The following is a 13,901-nucleotide window of genomic DNA, read 5'->3' on the forward strand; positions in this document are numbered from 1 at the left end:
AGGGACCATGATGACAGACCACGAAACGAATAAACCAGCAGAAGTGCAAGTCGCACCACATCGTCCCGACACACCAAGCTACGAGGAAGTTCTGTTTTATGAACGGAAACCGGCCGGATTTTGGGTGCGGTTTTGGGCGTACTTGATCGATCTTTTAGTCATTGCAGGGCTTACATCAATCTTAGTCAAGCCGGTATTTGCGCTTCTCGGTCTTGAAACAAGCGGCATCCCTTGGTATGCACCCTATGCCGTTTTGTCAGCTGTCGTCTTCTATGGCTATTTTGTGCTGATGACAAAATTCTTCAGACAGACTGTTGGGAAAATGATTATGGGCATCCGGGTAGTATCGTTGAAGTCAGACAATTTATCATGGACAACGCTCCTATTCCGCGAGTGGATCGGACGATTCTTATCGGTGACCATTTGGCCGCTTTACTGGATTGTCGGGTTTACCCCGTTAAAACAAGGAATTCATGATTATATCGCGGACACAACAGTGGTTCACGAAGAATCTTTCCGCAAAAACAAGCTGGTGCAGAAGAAACGCCCAGATGGGTCTGGGTTGCATGAGACCCGAGCCTTTTAGTATGATGTAGATATGATGAAAGGGAGGCGTTTTGATTGGTACAAGTCACATTCAAGAAAAACCCTGTTACCTTACCAAATAGAGAAGTGAAAGTTGGAGATGAGGCTCCAGATTTTTCGGTGCTATGGACGGACCTGAACCCGGTGACACTGAAAGATACAGCTGGAAAGATTCGTCTTATCAGTGTGGTCCCGTCACTGGATACCGGCGTCTGCTCGGACCAGACAAAACGCTTCAGCGACGAGGCAGCGGCATTAGGCGACAATGTTGCAGTGTTGACCATTTCAGCTGATCTGCCGTTTGCGCAAAAACGCTGGACAGAAATCAACAAAGTTGATGCACTTACTACTTTGTCGGATCATCGGGACTTGTCTTTCGGTGAAGCGTACGGCGTAACGATGAAGGAACTTCGCCTACTGGCACGTTCTATTTTTGTTATCGACCAAAATGACAAAGTTGCGTACGTAGAATATGTTCCCGAAGGAACGGATCATCCCGATTACGAAAAAGCATTAAAGGCAGTAAAAGAATTAACAAACTAATACAAGAAACCCACTCAAAAGAGTGGGTTTCCTTATTGAGGACGGCGAACGCATGAATTCAACAATGGAAAAGACTTTTTATTTTATTGACAACCACACGACAAAAATCCAGCAGGAACAAGAAAATGCTTATTTGGAAAGCTTGTTGACTACAACGGAGAATTGGCTGGATGGACTCATCAAGCCCGAAGCAGGAGCCAGCAAGGAAGATATTCGTAAAGCGCTTCAACTGGCTGTACTGAAAGGCATGAAAGAGCATGTCCAGCCGCATCACCAAATGACGCCGGATGCGCTTGGGTTGTTGGTCGGCTACCTGGTGGAACTGTTTGTGAAAAAAGAGCAAGCCGTCATATTGGATCCGGCTGTCGGAACCGGAAACTTGCTGCTGACGGTTATGAACTATTTGGATGGCCGCTTGACCGGAGCCGGAGTAGAGCTGGACGACCTGCTGATCCGATTGGCTTCAAATGCCGGGAATCTGATTGAACAGCCGATCACTTTCTATTTGCAGGACGCTTTACAGCCCCTATTAATCGATCCGGTCGACGTCGTCGTTTCGGATTTGCCGGTGGGCTACTATCCGGACGAAGAAACAGCTGCAACCTACGAATTGAAAGCCGATGAAGGCATGTCTTTTGCACATCATCTGTTTATCGAGCAATCCTTAAAGCATACGGCTGAAGGCGGCTATCTGTTTTTCATCGTACCAAAAGCCTTGTTTGAATCCGCACAAGCGAGCCAATTGCACAGCTTCCTGAAAAAGCATGCCCATATCCAATCGGTTATGGAATTGCCGGAAAGCTTGTTCAAAAATTCGGCTCATGCAAAAGGAATCCTGGTCTTGCAGAAAAAGCAGGAAGGTGTCAAAGCTCCAAAGGAAGTCCTATTGGCGCGTGTTCCGAATATGTCGAAGCCGGAATCCATGTCGAAGTTCTTTTCCCAGGTGACCGATTGGTTTAAAGAAAACAAAGAATAAAGCAGCCGATTTATGCTATACTAAGGCTATAAAACATCCATATGAACCATTTTTTGATGAAAAGAGGGATGCGCAATGACTGAATCAAACGAAACACCAAAAAAAGTCAGTTTGCAGGAAGCTGTAAAACGCCAGCTGGAAGCTAAGAAAAACCAGGCTGGAGACAAACAATCCGGCGGCAATGCTTCACTGTCGACCAAAAAGATGAAGAGCCAGCAATCGAAAAAAGTCAGCAATAACCGCCGCAAAATGGGGACGTAACAAGCAACTAATCACACATATGGAAGATTGACGAAAAGGCAGGGAGATCCATTCCCTGCCTTTTTTCATTGCGAAAAAAGGAGTATAATACTTTAAATTGACTATTCGAAAAAAAGAAAAGGGATGAATAATATGGAGACAAATCTTGGGAATGCATATGACTCCAACACCTTTCAAGCAGATTGTGCAAACTGTTTTGGCCTTTGCTGTGTGGCATTGGCATTTACAGCTTCTTCAGATTTTCCTGTCGACAAAGCAGCAGGCGTTCCATGCAAAAACCTGGAAGATGATTTTCGCTGCGGCATCCATCGGAACTTAAGGCTCTCGGGCTATAGCGGATGTACAGTGTTCGATTGCCTTGGTGCAGGGCAGAAAGTTTCCCAGCAGACATTCGGAGGCATAAGCTGGAAAGACCGTCCACAGTCGGCTCAACAAATATTTCAGGTGCTGCCGGTTATGCAGCAGCTTCACGAAATGATGCTCTATCTCACGCAAGCCATTGAACGCCATGGCAAAGGGGAAATGGAAACTGAACTCCGAGAAAGCAGAAAAGCGATTTATGGATTGACTTTAGCATCAGCTGAAAGACTGCTGGCGATTGATTTGCACCAATACCGCGTGAACATCAACGAGTTGCTGGTCCAAGTTAGCGAAGAAGTCCGGCTCGAATCAGGTCGCTTTAATAAAAAAATGAACCGGAAAAAAGGACCGAATTATCAAGGTACAGATTTAATGGGTGCAACATTTCAAGGAAAAGCCATGAAGGGCTCATTGTTTAGAGGCGCATATTTGATTGGAGCGGATATGAGTAGAGCAGACTTAGGAAATTCAGATTTTATCGGTGCAGACATGAGAAATGCGGACTTGTCTGGAGCGGATTTGAGTGGCAGCCTGTATTTGACACAAATGCAATTGAATTCAGCAAAAGGAAACTACAGCACTAAATTGCCGGCTTTACTATCAAGGCCGGCTCATTGGTGTAAGAAATAAACATGCCATTGCCATAGCGGATTGTTTAATGAGGAGGGTTTTGATGTATGCGGGATTTTTGCTTCGTTTAAAAGCTTTTGCAGTCGATTACTTGTTGATTTTGGCATATCTGGCGGTGCTGCTGATTTTTTCTGTATTTTTGATGCCTTCACTACAGGGGTGGTTTCAGCAATCACAGGTTACCGCTCAGCTCGCTGGTTTTCTGTTGCTGACGCTGCCTGTTTCGCTGTATTTTATCATCACGGATTCAAGAGTCGGCAAGCAATCGATCGGCAAACGAAAAATGCAGATCCGCGTGGTGGATGAAAATAATCGATCCATCTCTATCTGCCAGTCAATCTTTCGGATTGCATTGAAGTTTTTGCCTTGGGAACTGTCCCATTTCATGGCCTACCGAATGATATATATGGAAGATGGTGAGGTGCTGCTAGTGGATTATTTCATTGGGGGATTGATCTACGGATTGATATTGCTGTATGTTCTTATGGTCTTCCTTACCAAAAACAACCAGTCCTTTTATGACTACTTTGCAAAAACCTATGTTGTAAAATTAAATTATTCCTGAAAAGTATTGACTTGCCGGGAAGAACTGATAGAATCTATTTCAATATACTTTTTAAAAGAGCAGGTTTATCAATTTATCTTATAAATTAACTCGATCGATGATTTAGTAGGCGATTTGTGTGCAGCAGCAAGAGACTGGATGGCAGGTGTGAATTCAGGCAGCAAATCGGGTGAAGTACACCATCAGTTTTGATCGTTTCGCAAAAGAGTGGATGCTTTGTTCAGTTAAAGCATTAAATTGGGTGGTAACGCGGAGAAAACCTTCGTCCCTTTATTGGGACAGGAGGTTTTCTCTTTTTTATAGAGAAAAGGAGAGTTTATTATGAACAATATTAAGTCGGTCATCACTCCAAGGTTTTGGGAAGCATTACTTGCAACAGTTACTATTTTTCTGGTAATCAGCATCAGCATCATCCGTTTTGAATCGGTTCCGCATATTCCAATCCTATTTTCGATTTTGCTGCTATTCGTTTACGGATTTCTTAAGAAAGTGTCCTACCGCGAGCTGGAGAAAGGATTGGTTGAAGGAGCGGGTGCTGGCATGAGCGCTGTCTTTCTCTTTTTCTTCATCGGCATCCTCATCAGCAGCTGGATGATCAGCGGCACTATTCCGGCACTCATCTTTACAGGATTCACGCTGGTTTCCATGACATTTTTCTACGCCATCGTTTTTGTTGTGACATCATTGATCGGTTTATCGATCGGCAGTTCACTGACAACGGTCGCAACAATCGGCGTTGCTTTTATTGGTATGGCAACTGCGATGGATCTGTCACTGGCGATTACGGCGGGAGCGATTGTGTCGGGAGCGTTTTTCGGCGATAAGATGTCGCCGTTGTCGGACACTACAAACTTATCTTCTGCTATTGTCGGTGTGGATCTTTTTGAACATATCCGTAACATGGGATGGACGACAGTTCCCGCTTTTGCGATCACTTTGATTTTGTTCGCATTGCTTTCTCCGGAAGCAGCAGGCGCAAGTGTTCAGGACGTAACGGCTTTTAAAGAAGGGTTGTCAGCTACCGGCATGATCCACTGGTATACAATCATTCCTCTGATTGTGCTCATCATCCTGACAATCATGAAATTGCCGGCTTTGCTGACGCTGGCACTTAGTGCACTGTCAGCCATCATGATATCTTTTTTGCATCAAAGTTCAACAGCTTCTGAAATATTTTCGGTGCTGTTCAGCGGATATGTATCCACGACAGGCATCGATGAAATTGATTCGCTGCTGACGCGCGGCGGAATGGAGAGCATGATGTTCACTGTTGCATTGGTGCTGCTGGCACTCAGTATGGGAGGGCTGTTTTTCAAATTGGGCATCGTCCAGTGTCTGTTGGCAAAGGTGGAAAGCCTATTGAAAAAGGTTTCGTCAGTCATTGCTGCTTCTGCATTTACAGCAATTGGAATCAACATTCTGATCGGTGAGCAGTACCTGTCGATTTTATTGACAGGACAAGCATTTAAAGAGCCTTACGATAAAGTGGGGCTTGCCGGCAAAAACTTGAGCCGGGTGATGGAGGATGCGGGAACTGTAGTCAACCCGCTCGTGCCTTGGAGTGTTTGCGGAATCTTCATCACGGGTGTCATCGGTGTTTCGACGCTCGATTACTTGCCGTTCGCGTTCTTCTGCCTGCTGTCGCCGGTATTGACCATTTTATTCGGTTTTACCGGGAAAACGTTGACCTTCAAGCAAGCCAAATAATATTCACATTGGAAAGCAGATGATTATAGTGATCATCTGCTTTTTTTGATAAAGGGATTTTTGCAGACGGGTCGAATAGTATTCTATATAGACCTATTTATCGCCGTGCCCTGGAAAAAACAGTCGAGGGAGTAGATAAAATGTACAAGTCAATTTTACTGGCCGCAGATGGTTCAGAAAATTCCACAAGGGCTGGCAATCAAGCTGCACAATTGGCATCCTTGGTTAAAGGGGCCGAAGTAACCCTCGTATACGTTTCCGACTTTAAAGAAGACAGCCATGAGGAACTCCATGACGGCGGGGCAATTGAATTTGAATTGTCGCGAAAAAAGAAAATCCAGCCTATTCGAGAAGCTTTGGAGCACGAAAAAATCTTTTACAAAACAAAAATCCTGCATGGCCGTCCGGCACCGGCAATCATCGAACTTGCAAACGAAGGAAACTTTGATTTGGTGGTTATCGGCAGCAGGGGATTAAATGCGTTTTCTGAAATAATGTTGGGCAGTGTCAGCCATAAAGTCGTCAATGGAGTGAACTGTCCCGTGCTGGTCGTAAAGTAATGCAGGCTTTGAGGCGGTTAACTCTGGTATACTAATGAAAAAGATCGGTCTTGTCTGCACTTGATCCAACGGAAGGCCGCCTGGAGGAAAACAACAAATGGAAACTTTGCCAAATTGCCCTGAGTGCAACTCTGAATACACCTACGAAGACGGCAGCTTGCTGGTATGCCCTGAATGTGCGCATGAATGGAGTCCACTTGCTGAAGCCGAAAGTACAGATGCAGAAAAAATTGTCAGAGATGCAAACGGCACGCCTTTACAAGACGGAGATGCAGTCACCGTCATCAAAGATCTGAAAGTCAAAGGCAGTTCATCGACTTTGAAAATTGGTACGAAAGTAAAAAGCATCCGGCTGGTCGAAGGGGATCATGACATCGACTGCAAAATTGATGGCTTTGGAGCCATGAAACTGAAATCGGAATTTGTCAAAAAAGCATAACTTGAAAAGACCCTGCCCAAACTTAATGAAAAGTTTGGGCAGGGTCTTTAAGATTTTATAGGCCAGGGTGATTGAACCGCAAAACTGATTTCTTAAGTTGTGTAAGTCGACCCTTCATCCAGCAGATCAAACGCCGCGCTTATTGCCCCATACCAACGTATGCAATTGCGGCAGCACCTTGGCGTCGTTCATGATTGGGGAACTGATATGGTAATCAATTAATTGCTCATAACGATGCAGCAAGTTGGAAACCAGCTGCGCGTCATCAGTTGTAGCGGTATCATCGTTTCCGGTCTGCAAGAAAAATGGGGCTGCTGGATAACGCTGATGAAGCCCTTCTGCATAGGCAAAATCATCTTGGTCAAAAACGACGACTTTCAGGCTGACATTGGCATGCAGCAACTTCTCCATAAACAAGTCCAGCTTTGCAAAATCCGTCTTCATTCCAGAGCTGGGTGGTTTTGGTGATAGCGTGATGTCATCGATTTCCATTAGCCAGTCCTGCCAAATAGAGGCTTGCGTTTCAACAGCCACTTTCCAGCCCTGCTGATGGCACAACTCGACCAATTCGCCGATGCCTTTATGAAGAGCAGGATTGCCGCCCGAAATGGTGACGTGTGAAAATGCAGCCCCTCCAATTTGGATGAGCTCTTCAACTATGTCGGCAGGCTGCTTGGAGGTGCTGGTTCCTGTGCCGTCCCAGGTGAATTTCGAATCGCACCAGGAACAGGAATAATCGCACCCTGCCGTACGTACGAACATGGTTTTTTGACCCATGACCATGCCTTCACCTTGTATTGTCGGGCCGAAAATTTCCATTACCGGAATCCTCATGACAGATCCCCCTTGCGCGGGCGAAATACCACGTAGCTTGTCGGTGTTTCACGAACAATGACCTGCAGGCAATTCGGGCGGTTGTTCTTGGTTTTCAAAACTTGTTGAATCGATTGCCATACTTGCTGGGCAAGAAGTTCAGTGGTTGGGAACTTATCAGCAAACTCCGAATGGTCGTTCAATACGCTGTGATCGTATTTTTTGTGGATCAATTCTTTCACTAATTTAAAATCAATCAAAAAGCCGGTCGCATCGAGCTCATTGCCGGCGATGGTGATGTTGAGGTGATACGTATGGCCGTGCATAACCTGGCATTTTCCGGCATCTTCACTTGGAATAAAATGCGCTGCAGAAAAATGCAGGTCTTTATTCAGTTCAAATTGAAAGTCGTGGGCAGTTGTCGGGTAAAATTGCTGCATCATTTTACCTCACCCGCCGATTTCTTCGCTTGGTACCGGGCAAGTCCCTCATTGCGCAATTTGCAGGACGGACATTCGCCGCAGCCTGTGCTTGGAATGCCATTATAGCAAGTCAATGTTTTTTCCTGCACGAAATCAAGGGCGCCAAGTGTATCGGAAAGCTCCCAAACGTCAGCTTTATCCAGCCACATTAATGGAGTATGGATGATAAACTGTTTGTCCATCGCCAAATTCAACGTGACGTTCAACGAGCGGATAAAAGTATCGCGGCAATCCGGGTAGCCGCTGAAATCGGTTTGGCTGACGCCGGTGATCAAATGCCGGGAGCCAAGTGCATCTGCATACACTGCTGCAAAAGATAAAAACAAATGGTTTCTGCCTGGCACAAAAGTGGATGGCAGTCCGCCTGCTTCTTCGGCCGTCACTTCAATATCGCTGCGCGTCAAAGCATTTGCAGACAGCTGGTTGATCAAGCTCATATCCAGTACTTTAAATGAGACGCCAAGTTCTTCAGCAATTTTTCGGGCACATTCGATTTCAGCCGAATGGCGCTGGCCATAATCAAATGTCACCGTAGCAACTTCTTTGAAATTTTTGATTGCCCAAAATAGGCAAGTGGTGCTGTCCTGGCCGCCGCTGAAAACGACAACCGCTTTTTCATTTCTCATTTGAGACACTCCTTAGTTTTTTAGAGAGGGAGTTTGCGAACCTCTTTAAGCGAACAGGATTAATAATAACATATTGTCCAACAAGCAAGCAGCATTAAGAAAAATGAAAATTAACAGTGTGCCAGGCAACATCCTGTTTTAGAGAATGATCTGCAGACCGCTCTGTAATTATTGCGCGCTGCATGCGTCTAATCTAGAAAGGATGGGAGGGATACGGATGAAAAAAACTTTGTTGATCCTATTGGTTTTTCTAGTGGCATCTGCATGCAATCGTCAAACTTTTAGCGAAGGCGATATTATCGAAAATTTACATGGTGATGTTACCAATGAAGAACGCTTATACAGGTTTTATGAAAATATGGAAAATGGAGAAAAGGACGCGGTCAGAATCATCAGCTACACAACAGAAGGAGACCCTATCTATCAGGACCTGTCATACGATGGCAATGTTATTGAATCGGTGGAAGATTTCACTGAAGACCAATACGGTTCCGGGGAGATTGTCGCAAGAGAATGTGAATCGATGGTCATCCTGTCCTCTGAAACTGAAGAAGTTTATGTGCTCGAAGGGTGTGATCCTGAAGCGGGATTGGATACCATTCTAGACTTAACGGAATAACTGCTGTTAAAGCTTTCTTTACATTCCAATAAGGCATACAATTTCTGCAAAAGGGTATATTTGATAATAACGGATACGAAAGGGGAGATGTGAGATGAAAGCGATAGTCATCGACAATTATGGCGGCAAAGAACAATTGAAAGAAAGAGAAATGGAAAAACCGGCCATTAATGATAACCAAGTGCTGGTTGAAGTCCATGCCACTTCGATCAATCCGATTGACTGGAAATTGCGTGAAGGCTATTTGAAAGATATGCTGCCATGGGAATTTCCCATCATTTTAGGCTGGGATGCTGCAGGAGTCATTGCTGAAGTCGGCAAAAACGTCAAACATTACAGTGTTGGTGACCGGGTATTCGCCAGACCGGCTACCACTCGACAAGGAACTTATGCAGAGTTCGTTCCTGTAGAAATGGAACTGTTGGCCCATATGCCGGAGAGCATGACTTTTGAGCAAGGTGCAGCCATTCCATTGACTGGCTTGACTGCCTACCAATGCATCGTCGGCTTTGCAGAAGTGAAAAAAGGAGACAAGGTGCTGATCCATGCCGGAGCAGGCGGCGTCGGCAGCATGGCCATTCAGATTGCCAACAGCATCGGTGCTTATGTCGCAACAACAGCGAGCGATAAAAACGATGAACTGGTCAAATCCCTCGGAGCAAACCGGGTGATCAATTACAGTGAAGAAGACTTTAGTGAGCTGCTCGAAAATTTCGATGCGGTACTGGATACGATGGGTGGGGAAGTGTTGGACAAGAGTTTCAAAGTCCTTAAAAAAGGCGGCAAACTGATTTCGATTGCCGGCCAGCCATCTGCAGAAAAAGCTGAGGAGCATGGGGTCAAAGCCAGTGATTTTTGGTTAGAACCGAATGGTGAGCAATTGCAAAAATTGGCTCATTTATTCGTATCAGGCGAGTTAAAGCCTACGATTGGCCATGTGTTTGAATTTACCGAGCAGGGACTGAAGGACGCCCACGAACTGAGTGAATCCCACCACGCCCGTGGAAAAATTGTCATCAAAATCAAATCCTAAAAAAGCCTTTTAACAAATATGGAAAGGCTGAGCTATAAACAAAAGAGGTTTTGGAATGTACTCCTTCCAAAACCTCTTTCTATTGAGATAGCTTTTGGGCATCGCCTGGATGAATCCCGAAAGTTTTTTGCTTGGAACTTATTTTTCCATAACCGCAAAGTAATTGCCCTCATTGTCCGCAAAATTAAATACTTTGCCTGAAGGCATGTCTATAATGTCACCAACTGTTATGTTTTTGTTTGTAAACTCCTTATAAAGTTTATCGGCATTTTCAGTGACAAACATTAAGGAGGGGGTGCCTAAATTTACTACGGGCGACATCTGTGCGACAGTTTCTTTGTTATGCAGAATGAGGCTTGTTTCAGCTCCTTCGGCTGAAGCAATTTCAATCCATCTCATTCCGTGGCTATTCTCATCAGCTACTACAGTAAACCCCAATTTTTTTGACCAGAATTCTACCGCTTCCTCTTGATTGTTGACATATAACATAACCTGCCCAATTCTACTGATCATACTTTCAGCCCCTTCGCAGCGTGTTATATCTTTAACTAAAAAAAAGACCATCAAGCAAAAAAGCTCAGATGGTCGATATTGCAAAAAACTCATTGCGCTCCAGCTTTCGCGGCCGGATGTATATTGCCGTAATACAGAGTCTTTTATAAATGCACAAGAATCTGTCCGTGAAGGTTAAAAGTTTTCAGGCTTGCCTGATTTGTCTTCTGAATAGTATTCCTTCGGTGCATCGTCCTGTGCTTCTTCTGTGCGTACGACCAAAACATCGCATTTAGCAGAACGGACAATGTGTTCAGAAACGCTGCCGATCAAGAAACGTTCAACGGCATTCAATCCGGTAGCGCCGCAAATAATAAGGTCGGCTTCCACTTTTTGAGCTAAATCACGTGAGATCATCGTTTTTGGAGAACCGTAATCGACTACGATGTTTACTTTTTCAACACCGCCGGCTAAAGCTTCTTTTTTGTAGTCATCCAGTAAATCTTCAGCAAACTTTTGAGCGCGGTCAGCAATCGAGCGGTCGTACGCTTCGATAGCAGCAAATGACCGGGTATCGATGACGTTCACCAAATTTAATGTGGCGTTGTTCCGTTTGGCGATCCCCACCGATTTTTTAAATGCCCATTCTGCCTCTTTGGAACCATCGACTGCAACTAGAATTTGACTGTACTTTAATGTCATCCTAAATTCCTCCTTTTGTCTCTCACTATTAAGAGATTCGCTATAAGTTCCAGAGTTCCTGCTAAATTGAAGTTAATTTCATGAATTTTTTGTCTAATTAATGGCGACTATTTTCCCTTTAAATTCAGTGAATAACCGGTAATAAAGTAGCGAATAAGAGCAGAAATCCATTATTTCTGTTAAAATATAGATGATTTCAGAAAATTCTTTTATTAAAGTGGATTATTATCTGGAAATGGGGGTTCGAGATGCGCATTGGGGTACCGACAGAAGTGAAAAATAACGAAAACCGGATTGCGATGACTCCGGCCGGTGTAGTCAACTTAACGCTATACGGCCACGAGGTCTTTATTGAAAATGGAGCCGGGCTTGGTTCCGGATTTGCCGATGAAGACTACAGAACTGCGGGAGCAAAAATTGTTGCTACAGCGGAAGAGGCATGGGCGCAGGAGATGGTCATGAAAGTGAAAGAGCCGGAACCGGAAGAATACCGTTTTTTCCGCGAAGGGCAGATTTTATTCACTTACCTGCATTTGGCACCGGAAAAAGAATTGACACAAGCGCTGTTGACTGCAAAAGTGACGGGCATTGCTTATGAAACGGTGCAGCTGCCGAATAATTCCCTGCCTTTGCTGACGCCAATGAGCGAAGTGGCAGGACGGATGTCAACGCAGATCGGGGCGCAATTTCTGGAGAAGATACATGGAGGCGCCGGTATTCTGCTGGGCGGTATTCCAGGTGTTGGACGCGGCAATGTCTGTGTGATCGGTGCCGGCGTTGCCGGAACCAATGCTGCAAAAGTGGCCGTGGGCATGGGGGCCAGCGTCACAATTTTGGATTTAAATCCGGATCGCCTGCGCCAATTGGATGATCAGTTCGGACAGGATGTCCAAACGCTGATGTCCAACCCGCTGAATATTGCCGAATCTGTCAGAAAAGCGGACCTGGTCATTGGAGCCGTATTGATTCCTGGCGCCAAGGCACCCAAGCTGGTGACGGAGGAAATGATCCAATCGATGAAGCCGGGGTCAGTTGTTGTTGATATTGCCATTGACCAAGGCGGAATTTTTGAGACCAGCGACCGTATTACGACACATGCCGATCCTACCTATGTAAAACACGGAGTAGTCCATTACGCTGTGGCGAATATGCCTGGAGCTGTTCCTAGAACTTCGACTATCGGATTGACAAACGTTACGGTGCCGTACGCAGTCCAAATTGCTAATAAAGGATTTGTTCAGGCGGTCCGGGACAACGACGCGCTGAAAAAAGGGGTCAACACGCTGGCAGGACACATTACTTATCAAGCGGTAGCTGCGGATCAAGGATTGCAGTACAAATCAGTTGATGAGATTTTAGGCTAAAAAGCGGCACCGGAATCTTTCCGGTGCCGCTTTTTTTATTAATTTGTGATAATTTGAAGTTCTTTCGGGAATTTCGTCAATACCTCGTAGCCATCTTCTGTAACGGCTACATCGTCTTCAATGCGGACACCGACTTTTCCAGGAACATAGATGCCAGGTTCCAGTGTAAAGACCATTCCTTTTTCCATTGCCATTGGATTTGCTCCGTGAATAGAAGGGAATTCGTGTACCGATATGCCAAGCCCATGGCCGAGGCGGTGTGTGAAATACTCCCCGTATCCGGCATCCGTAATGACTTTGCGTGAAATCTGATCCAGTTGGGCTGCTGTGACGCCAGGTTTGACCGCTTCGAGGGCAGCCAACTCCGCTTGCAGTACGAGATCATAGACTGCTTTTTGCTCTTCTCCAGGTTCGCCAAGCGCCAGTGTACGGGTGATGTCCGAGCAATAGCCTTTATGGACAACTCCAAGGTCGAATAACACCAAATCGCCATTCTTCAGCTTCCGGTCACCGGTTTTGCCATGTGGCGAAGCGGCTTTGTCGCCAGTCAATACGGTCGTATCGAATGACATATGGGTGACGCCGCGTTTTTTCAAGGCCAATTCAATTTCTGTCATCACTTCAATTTCTGTGATGCCTTCTTTAATTGTCTTGGCCGCGACTTCAATTGCATAATCGGCCAATGCCGCCGCTTCACGCAAAATCTGCAGTTCGGTATCGTCCTTAATGACGCGCATGGCATTCAACTGATCGTCTAATTGCACAATTGTAAGTGAGCCAAATAGTGATAGGATGGCGTCATATCGGTCAACTGTCATATGCGCTTTTTCAATCGCCATGGTTTTCAGATCGATTCCGCGAGACTGGGCGGTATCGTGTAAGATCTCCATGGAATTTTGCGTGTCTTCGTGGCCGACAATTTCGCCGGCCCATCCGGCATTTTTTGCATCCGGCATTTCCATTTTCGGACAGATCAAAAAGGGTTCGGCCTCAGCGAATACCATGACACCCAGCAGGCGCTCATGGGGATTGCTTTGGAAGCCGCTGACGTAAAAGACGTTATAGGGATCGGTAATAAACGCCGCGTCGATCGATTGCTCTTTTAAATAGTTTTGTAATTGCTTGATTTTAGTCATATGTATTC

Annotated in this window: 18 protein-coding genes and 1 riboswitch; of the genes, 12 read left to right on the forward strand and 6 right to left on the reverse strand. The window is 45.4% G+C overall.

The annotated features are described in order from the left end of the window. Positions 1–10 precede the first annotated feature (10 nt). The 9 genes from GJB59_RS13995 (at position 11) to GJB59_RS14035 (ending at position 6,626) form a co-directional block, all read left to right on the forward strand. Positions 11–586: an RDD family protein gene (locus GJB59_RS13995; protein WP_142829359.1), complete on the forward strand. Its 576-nt coding sequence runs from the start codon at positions 11–13 to the stop codon at positions 584–586. A 35-nt stretch (positions 587–621) separates the two neighbouring features. Further along, on the forward strand, positions 622–1,128 hold the full coding sequence (tpx, locus tag GJB59_RS14000) for a thiol peroxidase (RefSeq protein ID WP_142829357.1): 507 nt from the start codon (positions 622–624) through the stop codon (positions 1,126–1,128). Between the two features lie 52 nt (positions 1,129–1,180). After that, positions 1,181–2,104, forward strand: coding sequence for a class I SAM-dependent methyltransferase (locus GJB59_RS14005; RefSeq protein ID WP_142829355.1), 924 nt, complete (start codon positions 1,181–1,183; stop codon positions 2,102–2,104). A gap of 75 nt (positions 2,105–2,179) precedes the next feature. Further along, positions 2,180–2,365: a hypothetical protein gene (locus tag GJB59_RS14010; RefSeq protein WP_142829352.1), complete on the forward strand. Its 186-nt coding sequence runs from the start codon at positions 2,180–2,182 to the stop codon at positions 2,363–2,365. A 132-nt stretch (positions 2,366–2,497) separates the two neighbouring features. Continuing rightward, on the forward strand, positions 2,498–3,355 hold the full coding sequence (locus tag GJB59_RS14015) for a pentapeptide repeat-containing protein (protein WP_142829350.1): 858 nt from the start codon (positions 2,498–2,500) through the stop codon (positions 3,353–3,355). 43 nt (positions 3,356–3,398) lie between these two features. After that, positions 3,399–3,920 (forward strand): RDD family protein, encoded by a 522-nt coding sequence (locus tag GJB59_RS14020; protein ID WP_142829348.1) that lies wholly within the window; start codon positions 3,399–3,401, stop codon positions 3,918–3,920. A 321-nt stretch (positions 3,921–4,241) separates the two neighbouring features. Then, positions 4,242–5,627 (forward strand): Na+/H+ antiporter NhaC, encoded by a 1,386-nt coding sequence (nhaC, locus tag GJB59_RS14025; RefSeq protein WP_142829346.1) that lies wholly within the window; start codon positions 4,242–4,244, stop codon positions 5,625–5,627. Positions 5,628–5,767: 140 nt separating this feature from the next. Further along, positions 5,768–6,187 carry a universal stress protein gene (locus GJB59_RS14030; protein ID WP_142829344.1) on the forward strand — a complete coding sequence of 140 codons (420 nt, stop codon included), beginning with the start codon at positions 5,768–5,770 and terminating at the stop codon, positions 6,185–6,187. Between the two features lie 97 nt (positions 6,188–6,284). Then, entirely contained in the window at positions 6,285–6,626 is a 342-nt protein-coding gene (locus tag GJB59_RS14035) for a zinc ribbon domain-containing protein YjdM (RefSeq protein ID WP_142829342.1), read from the forward strand. Between the two features lie 126 nt (positions 6,627–6,752). On the opposite strand, the gene queE is transcribed toward GJB59_RS14035, so the two are convergent. From queE to queC, 3 genes are read right to left on the reverse strand one after another with little or no spacing between them, the layout of a single operon-like run. Then, positions 6,753–7,460, reverse strand: coding sequence for a 7-carboxy-7-deazaguanine synthase QueE (gene queE / locus GJB59_RS14040; RefSeq protein ID WP_142829340.1), 708 nt, complete (start codon positions 7,458–7,460; stop codon positions 6,753–6,755). Further along, positions 7,457–7,882, reverse strand: coding sequence for a 6-carboxytetrahydropterin synthase QueD (gene queD, locus GJB59_RS14045; RefSeq protein ID WP_142829337.1), 426 nt, complete (start codon positions 7,880–7,882; stop codon positions 7,457–7,459). The genes queE and queD overlap by 4 nt, the downstream gene beginning before the upstream one ends. After that, the gene (queC, locus tag GJB59_RS14050; protein ID WP_142829335.1) at positions 7,879–8,547 is read right to left on the reverse strand and encodes a 7-cyano-7-deazaguanine synthase QueC; all 669 of its coding nucleotides are present in this window, start codon (positions 8,545–8,547) and stop codon (positions 7,879–7,881) included. Before queC ends, queD begins: the two co-directional genes overlap by 4 nt. Positions 8,548–8,553: 6 nt before the next feature. Further along, positions 8,554–8,597: riboswitch (PreQ1 riboswitch) on the reverse strand. Between the two features lie 167 nt (positions 8,598–8,764). Here queC and GJB59_RS14055 point away from each other — a divergent pair. Beyond that, positions 8,765–9,166 carry a DUF4362 domain-containing protein gene (locus GJB59_RS14055; protein WP_185960101.1) on the forward strand — a complete coding sequence of 134 codons (402 nt, stop codon included), beginning with the start codon at positions 8,765–8,767 and terminating at the stop codon, positions 9,164–9,166. Positions 9,167–9,260: 94 nt separating this feature from the next. Next, on the forward strand, positions 9,261–10,199 hold the full coding sequence (locus GJB59_RS14060; RefSeq protein ID WP_142829331.1) for an NADP-dependent oxidoreductase: 939 nt from the start codon (positions 9,261–9,263) through the stop codon (positions 10,197–10,199). Between the two features lie 138 nt (positions 10,200–10,337). Here the strand turns inward: GJB59_RS14060 and GJB59_RS14065 are convergent, their stop codons facing one another. Together GJB59_RS14065 and GJB59_RS14070 are read right to left on the reverse strand one after the other, a co-directional pair. Next, positions 10,338–10,712, reverse strand: a complete 375-nt coding sequence (locus tag GJB59_RS14065; protein WP_142829329.1) for a VOC family protein — start codon at positions 10,710–10,712, stop codon at positions 10,338–10,340. A gap of 174 nt (positions 10,713–10,886) precedes the next feature. Beyond that, positions 10,887–11,393, reverse strand: coding sequence for a universal stress protein (locus GJB59_RS14070; RefSeq protein ID WP_142829327.1), 507 nt, complete (start codon positions 11,391–11,393; stop codon positions 10,887–10,889). A 248-nt stretch (positions 11,394–11,641) separates the two neighbouring features. On the opposite strand from GJB59_RS14070, the gene ald reads away from it, so the two are divergent. Next, complete coding sequence (ald, locus tag GJB59_RS14075; RefSeq protein WP_142829325.1) at positions 11,642–12,757, forward strand: alanine dehydrogenase; 1,116 nt, start codon at positions 11,642–11,644, stop codon at positions 12,755–12,757. 38 nt (positions 12,758–12,795) lie between these two features. Here ald and GJB59_RS14080 read toward each other — a convergent pair whose 3' ends face one another. Beyond that, on the reverse strand, positions 12,796–13,893 hold the full coding sequence (locus tag GJB59_RS14080) for a M24 family metallopeptidase (RefSeq protein ID WP_142829323.1): 1,098 nt from the start codon (positions 13,891–13,893) through the stop codon (positions 12,796–12,798). Between the last annotated feature and the right edge of the window lie 8 nt (positions 13,894–13,901).

Origin of the sequence: Planococcus soli (assembly GCF_016881065.1) — a bacterium.
Taxonomy (GTDB): Bacteria; Bacillota; Bacilli; order Bacillales_A; family Planococcaceae; genus Planococcus; species Planococcus soli.